General features: G+C 49.6%; 17 protein-coding genes, 1 tRNA gene and 2 pseudogenes. 8 read left to right on the plus strand and 12 right to left on the minus strand.

Annotation, left to right across the window (positions count from 1 at the left end; translation table 11 throughout):
- Positions 1-934, minus strand: a 934-nt coding sequence (locus ACKFKF_RS21680; RefSeq protein WP_446869640.1) for a HEAT repeat domain-containing protein, incomplete at its 3' end; no start/stop codon positions are given.
- Between the two features lie 261 nt (positions 935-1195).
- On the opposite strand from ACKFKF_RS21680, the gene ACKFKF_RS21685 reads away from it, so the two are divergent.
- The 3 genes from ACKFKF_RS21685 (at position 1196) to ACKFKF_RS21695 (ending at position 3380) form a co-directional block, all read left to right on the plus strand.
- Positions 1196-1375 carry a hypothetical protein gene (locus ACKFKF_RS21685; RefSeq protein ID WP_446869641.1) on the plus strand — a complete coding sequence of 60 codons (180 nt, stop codon included), beginning with the start codon at positions 1196-1198 and terminating at the stop codon, positions 1373-1375.
- A 24-nt stretch (positions 1376-1399) separates the two neighbouring features.
- Positions 1400-1972, plus strand: a complete 573-nt coding sequence (locus ACKFKF_RS21690; RefSeq protein ID WP_446869642.1) for a Uma2 family endonuclease — start codon at positions 1400-1402, stop codon at positions 1970-1972.
- Positions 1973-2306: 334 nt separating this feature from the next.
- Entirely contained in the window at positions 2307-3380 is a 1074-nt protein-coding gene (locus tag ACKFKF_RS21695) for a cysteine peptidase family C39 domain-containing protein (protein WP_446860730.1), read from the plus strand.
- 259 nt (positions 3381-3639) lie between these two features.
- Here the strand turns inward: ACKFKF_RS21695 and ACKFKF_RS21700 are convergent, their stop codons facing one another.
- The gene (locus ACKFKF_RS21700) at positions 3640-4023 is read right to left on the minus strand and encodes a DUF4359 domain-containing protein (RefSeq protein WP_446869643.1); all 384 of its coding nucleotides are present in this window, start codon (positions 4021-4023) and stop codon (positions 3640-3642) included.
- A 171-nt stretch (positions 4024-4194) separates the two neighbouring features.
- On the opposite strand from ACKFKF_RS21700, the gene ACKFKF_RS21705 reads away from it, so the two are divergent.
- Positions 4195-4267, plus strand: a tRNA-His gene (locus tag ACKFKF_RS21705).
- A 76-nt stretch (positions 4268-4343) separates the two neighbouring features.
- On the opposite strand, the gene ACKFKF_RS21710 is transcribed toward ACKFKF_RS21705, so the two are convergent.
- The 3 genes from ACKFKF_RS21710 to ACKFKF_RS21720 form a co-directional block, all read right to left on the minus strand.
- The gene (locus tag ACKFKF_RS21710) at positions 4344-5255 is read right to left on the minus strand and encodes a pentapeptide repeat-containing protein (RefSeq protein WP_446869644.1); all 912 of its coding nucleotides are present in this window, start codon (positions 5253-5255) and stop codon (positions 4344-4346) included.
- Between the two features lie 3 nt (positions 5256-5258).
- Complete coding sequence (locus ACKFKF_RS21715) at positions 5259-5900, minus strand: hypothetical protein (RefSeq protein ID WP_446869645.1); 642 nt, start codon at positions 5898-5900, stop codon at positions 5259-5261.
- 76 nt (positions 5901-5976) lie between these two features.
- Positions 5977-6912 (minus strand): glycosyltransferase family 2 protein, encoded by a 936-nt coding sequence (locus ACKFKF_RS21720; RefSeq protein WP_446860734.1) that lies wholly within the window; start codon positions 6910-6912, stop codon positions 5977-5979.
- 394 nt (positions 6913-7306) lie between these two features.
- Here ACKFKF_RS21720 and ACKFKF_RS21725 point away from each other — a divergent pair, with 394 nt between their 5' ends.
- On the plus strand, positions 7307-8740 hold the full coding sequence (locus ACKFKF_RS21725) for a sugar transferase (protein ID WP_446869646.1): 1434 nt from the start codon (positions 7307-7309) through the stop codon (positions 8738-8740).
- Positions 8741-8838: 98 nt separating this feature from the next.
- On the opposite strand, the gene ACKFKF_RS21730 is transcribed toward ACKFKF_RS21725, so the two are convergent.
- From ACKFKF_RS21730 to ACKFKF_RS21745, 4 genes and pseudogenes are all read right to left on the minus strand, one after another.
- Entirely contained in the window at positions 8839-9267 is a 429-nt protein-coding gene (locus ACKFKF_RS21730; RefSeq protein ID WP_446869654.1) for a hypothetical protein, read from the minus strand.
- 341 nt (positions 9268-9608) lie between these two features.
- Positions 9609-10005: pseudogene (locus ACKFKF_RS21735) on the minus strand (transposase); the annotation flags it as partial.
- Between the two features lie 8 nt (positions 10006-10013).
- Positions 10014-10235, minus strand: a pseudogene (locus tag ACKFKF_RS21740) (IS701 family transposase); the annotation flags it as partial.
- Positions 10236-10353: 118 nt separating this feature from the next.
- Complete coding sequence (locus tag ACKFKF_RS21745) at positions 10354-12006, minus strand: ABC1 kinase family protein (RefSeq protein ID WP_446869647.1); 1653 nt, start codon at positions 12004-12006, stop codon at positions 10354-10356.
- Positions 12007-12204: 198 nt separating this feature from the next.
- Here ACKFKF_RS21745 and ACKFKF_RS21750 point away from each other — a divergent pair, with 198 nt between their 5' ends.
- The gene (locus ACKFKF_RS21750; RefSeq protein ID WP_446869648.1) at positions 12205-12678 is read left to right on the plus strand and encodes a hypothetical protein; all 474 of its coding nucleotides are present in this window, start codon (positions 12205-12207) and stop codon (positions 12676-12678) included.
- 291 nt (positions 12679-12969) lie between these two features.
- Here the strand turns inward: ACKFKF_RS21750 and murJ are convergent, their stop codons facing one another.
- A complete protein-coding gene (gene murJ / locus ACKFKF_RS21755; RefSeq protein WP_446869649.1) occupies positions 12970-14619 on the minus strand; it encodes a murein biosynthesis integral membrane protein MurJ in 1650 nt (549 codons plus the stop codon).
- A gap of 46 nt (positions 14620-14665) precedes the next feature.
- On the opposite strand from murJ, the gene ACKFKF_RS21760 reads away from it, so the two are divergent.
- A complete protein-coding gene (locus tag ACKFKF_RS21760; protein ID WP_446869650.1) occupies positions 14666-15889 on the plus strand; it encodes an esterase-like activity of phytase family protein in 1224 nt (407 codons plus the stop codon).
- 65 nt (positions 15890-15954) lie between these two features.
- Here the strand turns inward: ACKFKF_RS21760 and ACKFKF_RS21765 are convergent, their stop codons facing one another.
- Entirely contained in the window at positions 15955-16125 is a 171-nt protein-coding gene (locus ACKFKF_RS21765; RefSeq protein ID WP_446869651.1) for a hypothetical protein, read from the minus strand.
- Between the two features lie 68 nt (positions 16126-16193).
- Here ACKFKF_RS21765 and ACKFKF_RS21770 point away from each other — a divergent pair, with 68 nt between their 5' ends.
- On the plus strand, positions 16194-16784 hold the full coding sequence (locus ACKFKF_RS21770; protein ID WP_446869652.1) for a CpcT/CpeT family chromophore lyase: 591 nt from the start codon (positions 16194-16196) through the stop codon (positions 16782-16784).
- Between the two features lie 47 nt (positions 16785-16831).
- On the opposite strand, the gene ACKFKF_RS21775 is transcribed toward ACKFKF_RS21770, so the two are convergent.
- The coding region (locus ACKFKF_RS21775; protein WP_446869653.1) for a hypothetical protein at positions 16832-17062 on the minus strand (231 nt) is incomplete at its 5' end.

The following is a 17062-nucleotide window of genomic DNA, read 5'->3' on the forward strand; positions in this document are numbered from 1 at the left end:
CCTGGGTCTGATCTTTGAGGAGATTGGCGATGTCCGGGATAAAGGGTTTGGCTGCTTCACCGAGATTGCCTAATGCCTCAGTCACACTAGCTCGAACCTCGGAGTCCTGCGTTTGATCTTTGATGAAATTGAGGATGTCCGGGATAAAGGGTTTGGCTGCCTCACCGAGCTTGGTTAATGCATAAGCCGCGCTGCCTCGAACCTCGGAGTCCTGGGTCTGATCTTTGAGGAGATTGGCGATGTCCGGGATAAAGGGTTTGGCTGCTTCACCGAGATTGCCTAATGCCTCAGTCACACTAGCTCGAACCTCGGAGTCCTGCGTTTGATCTTTGATGAAATTGAGGATGTCCGGGATAAAGGGTTTGGCTGCCTCACCGAGCTTGGTTAATGCATAAGCCGCGCTGCCTCGAACCTCGGAGTCCTGGGTCTGATCTTTGAGGAGATTGGCGATGTCCGGGATAAAGGGTTTGGCTGCTTCACCGAGATTGCCTAATGCCTCAGTCACACTAGCTCGAACCTCGGAGTCCTGCGTTTGATCTTTGATGAAATTGAGGATGTCCGGGATAAAGGGTTTGGCTGCCTCACCGAGCTTGGTTAATGCATAAGCCGCGCTGCCTCGAACAGATAAGTCCTGCGGCTTATTTTTGAGGAGATTTGCCGCTTTCTGAGCAATTGCTTCCGGTTGCTTAAGAACACTCTTTAAGTCTTTTGCGTCGTACTCATTCAATTGGCTCAAAGCAAGCGTTTGCACTTGGGGAGAACGATCGTCCAGTGCCGCCAAAATTCCATTAATCTGCCAATCTTGCGGTTTTGGCTTCGGTTTTTCCTTAGCGCTGACCCAGGGTGAGGCAACCAGCAGCACAGCAGTCAAACAAATCACAACGAGGAAGCGGTAAAAAGCAGGCTGTTTTTGAAAACGTTGGGGGCAAACCATAGGTAAAGATGCAAACAAGGGGCAAGCATAGCGACATAACCAACCACAAGCCCAAAGTATTATTTTACGGACACCAGTAATGCTATCTAAACTATGACCTGTGCTTTTGCGAACCCCGCTTTTCTTAACCCATCCTCAACAATTTCTCCTCAAAGCTCGGAGTTTCAAGTTCAGAGGGCGGAGTTCCGAGCAAAAAACACGGTAGCTTTGCTTCCCGGAGGGTGCGTCCGAGTTCAAAGGTCAAAGTTTCGAGTTCAGAGCATGAAGCTTCGAGCAAAAAGGTCAAAGTTTCGAGTTCAGAGCGTGACGCTTCGGGCAAAAAGGTCGGAGTTTCGAGTTCAAAGCACGATCGTTCCGACTCCAAGTGCGATCGTTCTCATCTCAAACGCAAATCCCGAATTCAAAGCGCGATCGCTCTATTCATACTTTCAAACGCGATAATGAGAGCAAGTAGAGGACTTTGCGATGATTGCCACACCTCAACCTCAAAAAATGTCGATCGAGGAATACCTTGAATGGGAACCTCGCCAAGAAATACGCTACGAATATGTTGACGGTGAAGTTCTCGCCATGACAGGTGACACCCTCCCTCACAACGACATTGCGATTAATTTTCTGACACTCGTGCGATCACAGGTTCGGGCTAGAGGCTGTCGGATCAACATGGCAGATGTCAAAGTTCAAGTTAACGCATCCGGTCTTTATTACTACCCAGATCTGGTCGTCAGTTGCGACCCTCGTGACCTCACTGCCCACAAATTAATCCAGTACCCCAAGCTAATTGTCGAAATTCTCACGCCCAGCACAGAGTCCAAAGATCGGGGCGACAAGTTCACAGCCTATCGCAGCCTATCGACATTACAGGAATATGTGCTAGTGGACTCCGAAAAAGTCAGCGTTGAATGTTATCGTCGCGGTGAAGGTCGGATGTGGCTCTATACGCCCTATACAAAGGGTGACATCCTGAGCTTAGAAAGTATTGCTTGGAAAGGTCAAACAGAATTGCTTTATGAAGACGTACAGTTCTTCTCACAATAAATTAAGTTACTCACTTCAGTGGCTCACTCAAGTCCTACACCCTGGAGAGAGTTACCGTGACTTCCCAAAATCTACAGTTTGGATCAGGAGAACACAGCCGCTTTCCAGACTCATCACTGCAATGGGTAGACTAGCGGCACGAGTACATTAGGAAAGATTGGATGATAATCGAGGCGATCGCTCCAGGCAGCCCCCTAAATCCCCCACGAGTGAGGGACTTTGAGCAAGAAATCCTGTCCGAAAGTCCACCAGATTTGGGGGGTTGGGGGGCAGAAGCGTTAAATAATGAAGCGAAAAAACTCTATCGAATTCACGTTACATCAGGAAAGATTGGATGATAATCGAGGCGATCGCCACCCTTTTATTGGGCGCACTCTGTTTTCGGTGGGGAATGAAAGTCGGGCGAGTGCTGCTGCGTCAAGGCTCCACGGCGAATGATTTATTTCGTGGCAAGAATACGAATCCTATGGGAAGCGAAGCTACCGCCCTGCTCTTTCTGGGTCTCTACGTCGGCTTGATTTTGCTGGCGCTAAACATTCCTCAGATGCAAGTCTTTCCACTCACCTGGCGCGTCTATGGAATGCAAGTCACCTGGACAGCGATGCGCGTGATTTTATTAGGATTTTGTGGAGTTGCCTTTGCGATCGTCTGGTCAAGCGCCCGAAAGCAAGTATTCGCCATTCTGTTACTCGGTCTAATCGGTATCACCGGATTTACCGCCACCGAAGCTTACTTTCTCGCCCCCATCTACACTGACCTGTCCAACAACTTGCAGCCCAACGGAGTCTTTCGACAAACCTCCATGAGTAGCTGTGCCCCCGCCGCTCTCGCCACCATTCTGCATCGGTGGGGCATTCCAGAAGCGACCGAAGTCAGTGTGGCTCAACAAGCCAGAACCAGCCAAATGGGAACAACCATGCCGCAGTTAATCGTGGCTGCTCGTCACTTTAGAATGGATGGCGTTGAGCTTGCCCCAACCTGGGAGCAGATGCGTCAAATCAACCGTCCCGGTGTCCTGGGCGTGTGGTTAATCGACGGCAAAAGAAAGCTCCCCCATGCGATCGCACTTCTCTCAATGAACCAAAACCAGGCAGCGATCGGTGACCCAGCCAGCGGCAAGATTTTCATTCTCAATCAAGCTGAGTTTGCCAAAATATGGCGAGAGCAATACGTCCCGATTTTTCGCAGAAACGAAGATTTGTCTATCACGACGACTCAAGCGATCGACTATCTAAAGCGACTCGGTTACTCAACGCAAACGTTCAAATCAGCTCTACAAGACTTTCAGAAAACAATGGGCATTGAGCCAACAGGCAACCTCGACACTCAAACTAAACTACTGCTAACGGGATCTTTTCTTAAAGGAGTCCCTACGCTCAAAGATTTGGATCTAAGCAATCCAACATAAAGACTCTCAATTAACGCGAATTCGACGAAATTCATCGTTTTGGTTGTAGGTTTGATCCCCCTTAAATCTCCTACAAGTAAGGGACTTTGAACTAAAACTTTGGCGTTGCTGAATCAGGGGATGAATTGCCCCAAAGCGGCGGGAAACCCAAGGTTCAAAGTCCCCCAATTTTGGGGGATTTAGGGGGCGAAAAGATGGACACTTCCCACAGATTCATCCCTCCAATCAGCAACGCCAACCAATTAAATCAACCAAGTCGTTATCGCTGCTTTGTTGCTTCATATAAATAGAACTTGCCAAACAAGCCTACTGTCTCAAACCGATAAGCGGGCAGCGGCAGTATCGACAGTTGGGGGACAAGCGATCGCACCGATAGATTCGTCTCGTAGTAGCTAAATATTCCAAAGTCTCGCCGCTCTGTGTTTTGGGTGATGATTTTTTTGAGTTCAGCCCGATTGTCATCCACAAACTTGGGACACTGCTTATCTAATCCCAACGGCAGTTCTTTGCAGGCATCCTCTCGAATTCGCTCCAAAGCAAACTCTTCAAACGCTTCTTGTTTGGGATTGGTCATCGCCAACGCCACCCCTGCCCCCAAGACGGCTACTCCCAAAACTCCTGCTATCAGCCTGGACATTTTCATCCGTCGCTACCTTACTACTGACGATCGTTCAACGAGTCGGCACTTCCCCAGCAATTCTCAAAGGCTCCTCAACCGCATCTTAGGCGCGATCGCTCCCCACGTACCAATTTGTAAAAAGTAAAAAAATCTGGATCATTCATTCCTGAGAATGCTATATTAGTTATCGCAATGGCGAGCGTAGCCAAGTGGTTAAGGCAGTGGATTGTGATTCCACCATTCGTGGGTTCGAGCCCCATCGTTCGCCCTTCTAAAGTTAATGACTGAGTTAATGCGTGAAGTTGTCATTTTTGGGGACGATGCAAACCTGCATTTTTGTTCCCTCAAGGTTGAACGCTGCCATCGGGCATGATTGTTCCCTTAAGAATGGCTCTGTTGAGATTGACTGCTTTCAAATTTACCTCCAACAGATTTGCAGAGGTCAGGTTAGCTCGACTCAAGTTGGCTCCTCGCATGTAAGCGCCCGTGAGATTTGCGCCTGTGAGATTTGCGCCTGTGAGATTGGTGCCTCTCAAGTTTGCGCCTGTGAGATTGGCGTTTGTCAGGTCTACCTTACTCAGATTGGCCCAGCCAAAATCGCCCCTCGTCAGATTGGCTTCTCTCAAATTTGCGCCAAACAGATGCCCACCTCTGAGATGAATTTGCATCAAGTTGGCTTTTTGCAGGTCAGCCTGGTAGAAATGCGCCTCGATCGCCTCTGCCTCAAACAACGTAGCGCTGCTCAGATTAGCCTGTGAAAAATTGGCTTTGAGCAAAATTGCCTGACTCAAGTGAGCGTGTCGCAAGTCTGCCTGACTCAAATCCGCTTCTCGAAACCTGGCGCTTCTTAACTCCGTTCCAATCAGATTTGCGGCGACCAGATCGGCTCGATCGAAGTTAGCTCCCCTCAGATCCGACCCGATCAGATTTGCGTGGCTTAAATCGGCTCCTCTCAAATCGGCTGCGATCAGACAAGCATCGACCAGTTCCGCTTGTTGCAAAATCGCATCAATGAGTTGAGCTTTGTAGAGATTGGCTTGATTGAGAATTGCTCCCGTTAGCTGGGCAGAAATTAGTTTTGCCTCAGACAGGTCAGCTTTTCTCAAGTTGGTGTGACTGAGCGCTGCGCCGCGTAAATTTGCGCCCGTCAGATCGGCTGCACTCAGGTCAGGTTCTGTAGATGGATGGTGCGATCGCCACTCAACCCAATTCACGGCACCCTGCTGCAACCGCCTCAGATGCTGAATGTTTGCCATTGCCTATTCCTTTCGCAAATCGAGGGGGTAGTCGCGTCCGGGGAGGTTCTCGATCGCCGCCAAAACGCCTTGCTGGGCTGCCAAAATGTCTCGCTCTGCACCACCCAAATAGAGCCGCCCAAAGCTACCCACAGCCGAGATTTGCAGAATGTTGATCAGGGCTGCTTTTTCGGCTTCGTTGGCGGCGAGGGCGGCGTAGGCGGCGGGTTCGACTTCAAAGACATAAAGGGTCTGTCCCGCGAGAATCATATTGCCGCGACGAGTGCGATTGATCAATTGAGTATGGTGAGCGTCAATGTTGCGAATCACTTGACTAGAAATGATTCGAGGTTTGAGACAATCGCGCTGCTGAACGCCCAAAACATCTAGAATGGCCCGTCCTGCTGCCTTGACTTCTCCCTGATTGCTGGCATGAATTTCTAACAGTCCGTACAGCCGCTCGACCACTTGCACACCAGGACGAACCACTGCGGACTTCATCGCCACATCCATAATGCGATTGATTTCGATGCCTGGAGAAATCTCAATCCAGAGAGAAGCGTCTCCTGGCAAGGGCAAAAACCCCAGTGATTCGGTGCCCAGATAGGCGGCGTGTTGAGGCTGTAAGCTGTCGAGATAGACGTAGCTGCGAAGGTCGATACCCAAAGGAAACCCAGGAGTGAAAGGCTAGATCAGTATACGGTTTCTTTCTAACCTGTCGCTACTGTATTGCTTGACGACCCTACTTGAGCGCGATCGTCTCTTTAGCAGCAAACGTGGATTGAACCGACGGATGTGCAGGCTTACGCTTGGGAAACCAGATTCTGAAAAAGTATTGCCAATTTTTGAGGCGAATCAAGTAGTGAGCCAAAACGCCCAAGCAACGAAGGCGCTGAGTGTAGGTCAATTCAGCTTGCAGCACCGCCATCAAACAGCAGACCGACTGCCGCTCTTGTAACCGAGTTTTTTTCTGAATTCCATTTAGCCATTGTTCGCGTTCTTTTGCCGACTGCATGGCGGTAGACTGCTTGAGATGAAAACGTCTGAAGATCAGCGCTGTCGGAATTTCTGCAAAGCGACCCTGTAATGTGAGGGCAGCGAGAATGGCACGATCGGAGCCATAGTGACTCCCCATCGGCGCGACTTTTCTCAACGCACTTGTCCGCATCAGCCCAAACACTTCATAACACCAGAAGGTTTGCAACAGGATGCCGCGAAATCGCCGTGAAGGTTGATCTGCATCTAAGGCGCGATCGCTGGGGTCACATTTTGCTTCGATGACATTGCCTTGCCAGTTGATACAGCCCACTTGAGAGGCACAAAGAACGGTAGAAGCGTCGCGATCGAGGAGTTCGACACACTTTTCTAGAGCGGTTGGAGCCAACAAATCGTCATGAGTTGCCCATTTAAAGTATTGCCCTTGAGCAAGTTGAAAAACGCGATTGAAGTTCCAGGCGGCTCCTAAGTTTTGGGTGTTGCGGTAATAGTGGATGCGATCGTCTTGAGCGGCGTAAGTGCGGCAGATTTCTTCGGTGCGATCGGTCGAGGCGTTGTCTGAAATAATTAGCTCAAAGTTTGTAAAGGTCTGTGCCAAAATTGCGTCTAAAGCGGCGGTGAGAAAGGCTTCTCCGTTATAGACTGGCATTCCAATCGAAACAGCGGGAGGATGACTATTCATTTTTCTTAAGGTTGGGTCAAAAAATTGTGATGTGAAGCGATGTGGTGCCTTAACCTTCCAGGCATTAGAAGTGAGAGCTACCTGGAGGTTAAAGGTATTGGTGATGCATACACTCAAATGAGTGCAATTTACGAGAATTCAAAGCGTTTGGTTGAAGCGGTATTAAGCTGTTGAAAACCTGATAAAAAAATACTAGAGGTAATCACCCAAACTTTGATTAAAGCTATCTTTAAGTCTTGATAAATCTTCCGTGTATTTCCCTAGAGAAGCTTCCTGTACGAAAGAGCTTTGTGAGTTTTGTCGAGAATGTCTTGACCCGCATCCGCAACCCCCCCGATCGCTTCTCAGAGATTTTGCGGAATACTCAAGGTGTCGCCCCCACGTCTCTGCTGTAATGGACGGTTTAACCCGCAAGATTCACAAATCCGTCGATCTCCGTGCGCCTTATCGATTTGCCTCCCGAAAACTGAGTTGGGATTGGCAGAAAATTTTTGTACTGCTGATTAGCGATGTGGCGGGGTTGGCGATCGCTTGGCGGTTGGCGGCGTTTCTCAATAAGTTTTATTCTCCGTTGCCGCCGCAGCTTAATTGGGGGGTTTGGGTGGGGTTGCCGGGGCTGTTTTGGCTGTTTGCATTGGTGACGCTGGGCGTGTTTGCGAGAGGTGGGCTGTATAGTTCTCCGACTCAGTGGAAGAATTATGGGCGATCGGGGCAGTTGGTTAGCGTGGTTTATCTACTGTCTCTGGTGGTGCAGTATTTCTATGACCCAAAACTTGATCCGCCGCGATCGCTGGTAATCACTGCCTGGTTGAGTAGCATCGGGCTGATTGTCGGATTTCGGCTGATGGCGACGCTGTTGATCTGGCAGTTTGAGCAAACGCGCAGTCAGGTTTCGGTGTTTTTGATTGCCCCGGCGCATCGGTTGTCTAAGTTGGCAAAGATTCTCCAGCGTCAGCCTCATTACAAAATTGTGGGAGCGGCCTTGTCTTCGACGGCGAGCAGTGCGGCAACTTTGCGATCGATTCTCAACTCCAACGCCCAAGAAGTTCTCGCTGAAAATTTGCCCCAAACAGAATTGGCATCGGCACTCTACTGGCAACTTCGACGGGCGGGTATTGCGCTGCGGTTGATTCCCTCTAGTGTCGAAACCCTTCATCGGCGGGGCGTTCCAGAAATCTTTGCGGGAGTGCCCACGGTGCGCGTCGAACCGCCCTTCTTGAGTGGCTGGGACTACCGAATCAAGCGCTGTCTCGATTTTGCGGGTGCCTTTTTTGGCATTATTCTGCTGGCTCCGCTATTTATGGGAGTGGCGATCGCGCTCAAACTTTCGTCTCCTGGCCCGGTTTTCTTTCGTCAAGAACGCATGGGACTGCACGGCAAAGTCTTTCAGGTCTGGAAATTTCGCACGATGTCGATCGAGGCTCCCCAGCTTCAAACTTCTCTAGAGCAACATAATCAAACCGACGGCGTAATGTTCAAAATCAAAGACGATCCGAGAATTACGGCGATCGGACACTTTCTCAGGCGCACCAGTCTGGATGAATTGCCGCAGTTGTTCAATGTTCTCTTAGGACAAATGAGTCTGGTTGGCCCGCGTCCGTTACCGTTACGGGATGTGGCTCGATTTGATGACTGGCACCACATTCGCCATCAAGTCTTACCGGGCATTACGGGACTGTGGCAAATTTCAGGACGATCGACGATCGAAAACTTCAATGACGCTGCTCGACTGGATCTTTACTACATCGATAACTGGTCACTCAACCTCGACTTAGACATTCTGTTAGAAACGATTCGCATTGTCGTCTTTGGCAAAGGAGCTTATTGAAGGGAGGAGGGAGGAGGGAGGAGAGAGGAGAGAGGAGGGAGGGGGCGATTTTCTCACAATTACTAACAATTGCTCATCTTTCAACACTTCGGACAGAATTAAGCAGCGATCACGCCGTAGGAGCGCAGACTTTCGTAGTTGGGATGGGATTTAATCACCGTCAGGGACAGCGCTAACTTTGAAATAAATCGCTCAAGTAGATGGTCGTTGAGTGCCCGTCGCTTCATGCTTGCCATTGAGAAGACTAAGGGCTGCCCACCCGCGCTGGCTTGAGCCGCCGCCAACTTAGCGAGATTGAGGGCTGTAAAACTGGCATTAAAGTGGAAGTCCAGTTTTCTAACATTGCGCGCCTGGCAATCACACAGACCGGTGAATTGTTTGGCATCGCGAAAGAGGAATTCGATTTGAAAGCGTAGCTTGTAGAACTGATAGATTTGGTCAACAGCTTGCTGCACATCGGTTGAGAACAGCACGACGTAGCCCGGCTTGCTGGGCTTGCGGATGTCTTGTAGGTAAGCGAGTCGAATTTGTCGCTTGAGCGAGACATGCCAGACGACTTGCGTAAATACCCCTCTTTCATCACTCTAGGCAGATGAAAAGTAGTGGTTATCCAAGTTGCTACGCTGAGATTGCCAACCCCTAAACTGATTTAGAATCGCAATGAGATGAGCGAAACCCTGCTCTAAGAATGGAATCTCAAACACGAATAACCAAGATTTAAGCAAGTAGAAGCAGATGAACGGCTCAATGATCAGCCGCAAGTTGTGCAATCGACTAGTCCAACTCTTCGATGATTGCCAACACGGATGCTCCTGAAACTTCTCTAACAACGGGTCGGGATTTGAACACTCATTCCCGTCCAATCCATCAAACTGTAAGCTCACCATCAGGTAGGCACTACTCACAATCTCCCACCATCGTTCAATCTGCTCGTAGTGCGTCACCCGATAATCTGCCCATCCTAGCTTGTCTTTACATTGCTTGAAGCCATGCTCCACCCAGGTTCTCAAGCCATATAGATTGCCAATCTGGTCAAAGTGATCTCGCTGCTCATCTAGGTGACTCATCACTGACCAGGTACTATTGTCCGGTAAAGTCTCTGGGTCATTGGTTAACAACCAGTAGCGCCATGTCAACCGATGACCAAAGAGGGTTTCTTGAATGTAGCGTTGCTCAGTTGTGCCATCCGCAAACACCCGCTCAAAGCACTGCCAATCGCTGTCAATCATCTCAGCCTCTTCAGGCATCCATACCCCATGATTGCTGCAACAGACCAAGGTGACTCACTCAAGCAATGATGAAGGACTTGATCATTCGATAGTCCAACCGCACGAGCGATTGCTGGTAATGATTTGCGTGGAAGGTCACTCATCATGCCCAGATGCAAGTATTTGAATGCTTCAAAACTTCGCACATCGACAAACAGATCGCGGTAGACCGCGCAGTAGTGATCGATAAAGGTAACGGTTTCGACGGCTTCGCGTGGCTCAACCATATCGATGACAAGCATCTCAGGAACTTGCTCTCATTTTAGCGCAGCTAGAGTGATGAAAGAGGGGTATTGCTAGTTCACCTAATTATTACTCTTGATCAGCACTAAATTCATATCCTACTCATCGCAGATGTCCCGATCGTAAGATACTCACGATCAACCACAGTCCCAAAAAGCTCGCCGCCGCAAACAGTACATCGCTCAACCAATAGACCTGACTCGACTGAGTATTCGCCGAAATTGTGGCTGCTCCAATAATCAGTGACCCGACCACCACGCTAAACGAAAGCCGATTGGCAGAAGAATCAACCGTCCGGCGCATTGGCTCCAGTTCTCGTACCGAAAAATTCCACTGCAAAGTCTCTGACGTGACGCGATCGAGCAGCATTTCGACCTGACGCGGCGACTGCAATGAGAGATTTTTCACATCCAAAACCGTCCGCAACAACGCAGCCAGCGGAGCCTCTCCTACGATTTGTCGCTGAAACACTTCCGTCATCATCGGACGAATCTTATTCGGAATGTTGAAGTTCGGGTCAAGGGTGCGGGCAATGCCTTCCAGGTTGGCGATCGCTTTAGCACAAAGCCCAAGATTGCCAGGAATGCGAATCTTATTGCTTCGAGCCACTTGCAGCACTTCGTAAACAAGCTTACTAAAGTTGACCTGCGAAATGTTGAGACTATAGTAGCGGCGCAGAAGTTGGTCAAATTCTGTTTCAAGTTTAATGCGATTGATCGGCTGAGTCGGGGGCGCTAGTTGCAAAATTAGCTGAGTACAGCGTTGAGCATCCAGATTGACGATCGACAAGATCAATTCCAGCAAGATCTGCTGAGTGCGCGGATCGAGTCGTCCGACCATACCACAGTCAAACAGAGCCACCCGGCCATCGCGCAGGTAAAACAAGTTGCCCGGATGCGGATCAGCATGAAAGAATCCATCCAGACAAATCTGCTGAAAAAACGCCCTTAGCAGCATAGTGGAAATTTCTTCCCGTTCGCGATCGACATCCCCTTCAAATTGCGGATTGTCGAAGCTGGCAGCCAATAGCGGGATACCATCCAACCACTCCATCACCAGCAGTTTGTCAGTCGTCAGTTGCCAATTAATCTGCGGCACCGTGATGCGATCGACATCAATCCAACGAGAAGCCGCGAGATTGCGTTTAAGCTGATCCGTATTGTGAGCCTCTTGAGTAAAGTCAAGTTCTGCCCGCAGCGCCTGCGTAAATTCTTCAGCGATCGATACAATGTCGTAGTACTGTCCAAAGTCAGTTTGTGCAACCAGTTTAGCGATCAGGCGAATCAGTGAAATGTCCTGTTCGATCACGACTTCTAATCCAGGACGCTGCACCTTTAGAGCAACTTCTTGACCATCCTTGAGGGTTGCCCGATGCGTTTGGGCGATCGACCCTGCCGCCACAGGCTGATAGTTAATTGCGGCAAAGGTTTCTTCGAGAGGCGCTCTTAGCTGTTTGCGAATCACCACTTCAACTTCTGACCAGTCCACCGGGGGCACTTCGGCTTGCAGCGTTGAGAGCGCTTCGATATATTCGGCGGGCAGCAGGTCAGGGCGAGTACTGAGCAGTTGTCCCAATTTGACATAGACCGGCCCAAGGTCTACCAAAATATTGCGTAAAACCGCAGGGGGCGGAAGTTTCGGCTCATCAACTTTGCCCCCAGTCAACAATCGTCTCATGTAGTCCCAGCCGTTTCTCAAGACGACTTCAACGATTTCTCCCTGGCGAGAACTGGTCTGGACGATGCGTGAAAACATAAAGGCGATGGGGATAGCGGGTTTGAGTCAGATCAGCAAGGCAACCTCTCAAACCTATCGCAAGAAGGAAGTTTCGGCTATCTAACTTTCGGTAAGAATTTTGGGCTAGACAGGACGGTTAACCCCCAAGCTCCCGCACCCCCGAACGGAAAAAAACAAGCTACTCTGAAAGAACAGACTTGGAGCTAAGACAGTGCGATGAATCGAATCTGGAGCGTAGCCGGAAAGGTAGTCGGTGGGCTGCTGTTGTGTGGTGGAGGAGCGGTTTCGATCGGTCTTCTACTAGGCATCACATTAGGCAATCCTCCAGGTTGGGCATTGGCGCTGTTGTGGTTGCTGTTAGTATTTTTTGGATTGGCACCTGCATCCATTGGCGGACTGCTAATTTACGCTGGCTCAAAAGCCTCTCGTCACGCCATTCGCGATCGCTTCTTTCAGCTGTTACAAATCAATCAGGGAAGAGTGTCGCTATTAGATTTTGCAACAGCAACGCGATTAGAACCTGCGATCGCGCGTCGTCACCTAGATGATTGGGCAAAAGAATGCTCGGCTACATTTGAAGTGACCGATGGTGGCGATGTCTATTACATCTTCTCCACCGAACCTCTCGCCCTCCCTGCCGATCGAAACATCTTTCGACAAGCAGTTAAAGAATTTGTACGATCGCTGTAAGATTCTCACGTAATACAAGCAAGCAATTAAAGAACTTATCATCGCAGAAGATCACCTTAGACGTGTCAGAAAATTGCTGCGATCATTGATACGTTCCCCAAAGTTGGGGGGTTGGGGGGCAGAAGCGCTAAACAACGCAGCGAAAAAATTATCGAATTAACGTTAACACAACATCTGTTTGATGAACGTCTTTGCCCTGCAATTCCTGTCTGAAAGTTCCCCAAAATTGGCAGCTTGGGAGACAGAAATACTCGACATCAAAGCGAAAAACTCCATCGAATTTACGTCACATTAGCTTTTAACAAAACGCTGACGAATCCGACCTACAAATAAATCGATTTCTGGAAGTTTCAACTGAGTGGCGAAAAGGGCAAACAGAGACAGTCCGACGAGACCCGATAAGCAAAGTTGAATCAGTAGAATTGGCAGCCCTTCATTACCTAGCACGTTTCGCAATCCCAAAAGAGTGCCCCAACTGGCCAGACCCGCGATCGCACTTCCCACCGTTAGCCCCACCACAGGCAAAATCCATTCTCGCAACGGCAAGCCATCCAGTTTACGATTCAAAAACCACAGAAGCGCGATCGTAGAGATGACGTTTACAGAAACAGTCGCTAACACCAATCCCGGTAAACCAAGTGGCTTAATTAATAGAAAGTCAAACAACGCATTCAAGAAAATATTGACAATGCTAATGCGAAACGGCGTATCTCCATCGCCCAACGCATAAAAGACGCGAACTAAAACATCTCGACTCAAATAAACAAACATGCCGATCGCATAGGCCATCAACACCAGCGCCACCAGTCCAGAATCGCCCAGCTTAAACGCCCCCCGTTCATAAATCACTCGTACGATCGGTTTTGCCAACGCAATCATCAACGCACTTAAGGGCAGCATCGCGATCGCAGTCATCAACAATCCCTGACGAATTCGCATCTTTAACTCGCCCCAATCTTTAGGATCAGACAGCCGAGAAAACACAGGCAAAAAGGGCACCAAAATCATATTCGACAAAATGCCCAAAGGCGTTTGTACCAAAAGATTGGCATAGTCCAACGCAGACACCGCCGCCCCCGGATTGGGCAAAAAAGACGTAAAAAACATATCCGTGTAGACATTGATTTGCAGCATCCCCGACGCAAACAGAGCCGGCCCCATCACCTTCATCACGTCTTGCACACCCGGATTCTGAAAGTCAAACCCCCATCGAAATCGGCTCAATCCTGCCTTTTGTTGGGCCCAAACCTGCGCCAGCCATTGCAAGATTGTCCCCGCCAAAGCCGCCCACGCCAAAACAATTCCCCCGACCGCGGCATACTGAGGCTCGACAATATTCCGTCCCAGATAAAACGCCAGGGCACCCACTCCGATCACAATCGTCACACTCGACAGCAGTGGACTCACCGACGGCAACCAATACAGATCGGCTGCGTTCAACGTACCAAACCCGATGCCAATCATGCCAGCAAACCAGGCGATCGGAGCCATAATTCGCAATTGTTGAATGGCGATCGCTCTCACTTCCATCCCGTGGGCAGTCTGATGCAAACCGGGCGCAATCAAATCGATAAACTGAGGCGCAAACGCAATTAACCCTAGCGCAACCAGAAATAGAACGCCGCCCACCAGTGTAGAGACCGTTTCGACCAGAGGAGCCGCTTCTTCTTTATCGCGTTTGGCAAGCGCACTGACCATCGCACTGTGAAACGGGCCGTTAATGCCGCCCAGCAAAATCAGAAAAAACCCTGGAATGATCGCTGAATATTGGTAAGCACCGTAGGCCGCTCCCAGCCCAAACGCTGCCGCGATCGCAACCTGGCGCACCAACCCAAACACTTTGCTGATCAGCGTGGCGATCGCAACAATTCCAGCAATTCCGGCGAGCGATCGAGCGGGCTTTGAGGATTCTGGCACAGGCTTTTTGTAAAATGGCTTCACTTATTTAATCATTTTTGGTCAAAGGTGACGGGAAGACCCCGCAGCGATGCAGATCTTCTATAGTTGGTTTTTAGGTCTGGTGTTTAAGAAATTTATGGCTTCTTTTTGTTCCGTACTTCTCAAGCGATCGGGGCTGTGGGCGATCGTTCTTTTATCAACTCTGCTGACGGCTTGCAGTTTGCCCCAGGTGAGTGCAGAAGATCGGCTGTTTTTACCCATTTCCGTCGAGTTTTTAGAGGCTTATACGCTGCCCAAAACAACGTTTCAAGACACGCCTGTGGGGGGATTGTCCGCCCTGACTTACGATCGTCCCCAAAATCTTTTTTATGCGGTGTCAGACGATCGCAGCGACCGCACACCCGCCCGATTTTATACAATGGCGCTGGCGTTAAATCCAGACAAATCAAAAATTGAGACTGTCAGCATCAAAGCTGTGACAACGCTCAAAACAGAATCAGGACAGCCCTTTGAGAAAGGCACGATCGACGCAGAAGGAATTGCCCTCTCACCGATCGACTCACTCTTTATCTCCAGTGAAGGGGTAGTTCGCGATGGCGTTGCACCCTTTATTGGCGAATTTGATCTCAAAACTGGACAGCTAAAGCGCAAACTCCCCATTCCAGAGGCATTTTTACCAGACGATTCCAATCAACTACTGCAAAAACGCGGCATTCAAGACAACGCAGGATTTGAGCCACTCACACTCAACGCCGGAGCCGCCAGCATGGGAGCAATGGAACCCTATCGCCTATTCACCGCCACCGAGTCTTCGCTCATCCAGGATTTAGAACCCGCCAACGCCAACCAGGGAGCCAAAAATCGCCTGCTGCATTATCTAGTCGAAGACGATCGCTTTACGCTAATCTCTCAACACCTTTACACATTAGAACCAAAACCCGTCGGAGCCTTTGACCAGGGATTGAGTGAACTGTTGGCAATCGACCAGGCAGGTCATTTTCTCAGTTTAGAGCGATCGTTTGGACTCCAAGGCTTCCAGGTCAAGCTGTTTCAAATCGCCACAGGCAGCGCGACTGACATTTCGACAATCGCCAGTCTCAAAGGCACCCTCAAAGGCACTCAGCCTATTCGCAAGCGGCTTTTACTAGATTTCAATCAACTCGACATTCCGATCGATAATCTAGAAGGAATGGCGATCGGCCCTCGGTTATCAGACGGCTCCCAAAGTCTGATTCTCGTCAGCGATGACAATTTTAATTCTCTCAACCAAGTTACCCGATTTCTCCTACTCCGCCTCAAAGGAAAAGTGTGAGAGATGCGCCCTTTAGTTTGATAAATCGGTAGGTTTGCGTCTGCAAATTGATCGAACTAACCAGCCTATATTTTCAAGTACAATTTCTCCCGTACCAAGGAACGATCGAGTATTCCTAACGACAACTTCTCCTGCATCAAGGAACGATCGACCATCTCTAACGACAACTTCTCCTGCATCAAGGAACGATCGAGCCTCATCAACTGATAAGTCACACGCCAGAGACTCAGAGACATTGTTTCCAGGCACCTCCCCAAGCCCCTAAAATGTTCTTCAAAGTAGACCGCAATTTTAGTTAACTTTCATGACTCATTCCACCGATATTCAAGCCCTAGCCCGTTTGATGGCCGCCGACTTTAGCAATCAAGAACAAGCCTTTGAAAACCCACCTTTCTATGCTCACATTCGAGTTTGTATGCGTCCGTTGCCGATCGACCTGCTTACAGGTGTAAGTTTTTACATTGAGCAAGCCTACGATTACATGCTCAACGACCCCTATCGAGTTCGGGTGTTAAAACTGCTCGAAAACAACGGGCGCATCGAGATCGAAAACTATATTGTTCACGATGAAAAGGCTCTCTACGGCGCTTCTCGTGATACCCAACGCCTGCAAGATCTCAAGCTCGATCGCTTAGAAAAACTACCCGGCTGCAACATGCACGTAGAGTGGACAGGCACCAGCTTCAAAGGACAAGTCGAGCCAGGAAAAGCCTGCATGGTAACCCGCAAAGGACAACTCACCTACCTCGATAGCGAATTTGAAATCGACAATCAGAAATTTATGAGTCTCGATCGCGGTCGAGATCCCGCCACCGATGAAATGGTCTGGGGTTCTGCGGCCGGCCCGTTTCACTTTGTTCGCTGGGCCAGCTTCGCCAACGAAGTAAAGAGTTAGCCACCCACTCAAGCGGTTTGCCAAAAATCACACCCTAAAAAACCTCTTTAACCTGCGAAGGCAGGTTTTGTTCTATTAGCCGCGAATTCATTCGCCCGATCGCCCACCAGGTTAACGTGAATTCGATAGAGTTTTTTCGCTTCGGTATTTAACGCTTCTGCCCCCCAACCCCCCAAATCTGGGGGACTTTCGGACAGGATTTCTTGCTCAAAGTCCCCCAAGTTTGGGGGATTTAGGGGGCTGCCTGGAGTGATCGCTACAGCGAGGAATTTCATCGA

The sequence above is a fragment of the Phormidesmis sp. 146-12 genome (assembly GCF_052939495.1).

Bases quoted from the DNA above. Each gene is read 5' to 3' on its own strand.
- ACKFKF_RS21685 (WP_446869641.1), top strand. From the start codon at position 1,196: ATGAAGCTTCGAGCAAAAAGGTCAAAGTTTCGAGTTCAGAGCGTGACG.
- ACKFKF_RS21690 (WP_446869642.1), top strand. From the start codon at position 1,400: ATGATTGCCACACCTCAACCTCAAAAAATGTCGATCGAGGAATACCTT.
- ACKFKF_RS21695 (WP_446860730.1), top strand. From the start codon at position 2,307: ATGATAATCGAGGCGATCGCCACCCTTTTATTGGGCGCACTCTGTTTT.
- ACKFKF_RS21700 (WP_446869643.1), bottom strand. From the start codon at position 4,023: ATGAAAATGTCCAGGCTGATAGCAGGAGTTTTGGGAGTAGCCGTCTTG.
- ACKFKF_RS21710 (WP_446869644.1), bottom strand. From the start codon at position 5,255: ATGGCAAACATTCAGCATCTGAGGCGGTTGCAGCAGGGTGCCGTGAAT.
- ACKFKF_RS21720 (WP_446860734.1), bottom strand. From the start codon at position 6,912: ATGAATAGTCATCCTCCCGCTGTTTCGATTGGAATGCCAGTCTATAAC.
- ACKFKF_RS21725 (WP_446869646.1), top strand. From the start codon at position 7,307: ATGGACGGTTTAACCCGCAAGATTCACAAATCCGTCGATCTCCGTGCG.
- ACKFKF_RS21745 (WP_446869647.1), bottom strand. From the start codon at position 12,006: ATGTTTTCACGCATCGTCCAGACCAGTTCTCGCCAGGGAGAAATCGTT.
- ACKFKF_RS21750 (WP_446869648.1), top strand. From the start codon at position 12,205: ATGAATCGAATCTGGAGCGTAGCCGGAAAGGTAGTCGGTGGGCTGCTG.
- ACKFKF_RS21760 (WP_446869650.1), top strand. From the start codon at position 14,666: ATGCAGATCTTCTATAGTTGGTTTTTAGGTCTGGTGTTTAAGAAATTT.
- ACKFKF_RS21765 (WP_446869651.1), bottom strand. From the start codon at position 16,125: ATGTCTCTGAGTCTCTGGCGTGTGACTTATCAGTTGATGAGGCTCGAT.
- ACKFKF_RS21770 (WP_446869652.1), top strand. From the start codon at position 16,194: ATGACTCATTCCACCGATATTCAAGCCCTAGCCCGTTTGATGGCCGCC.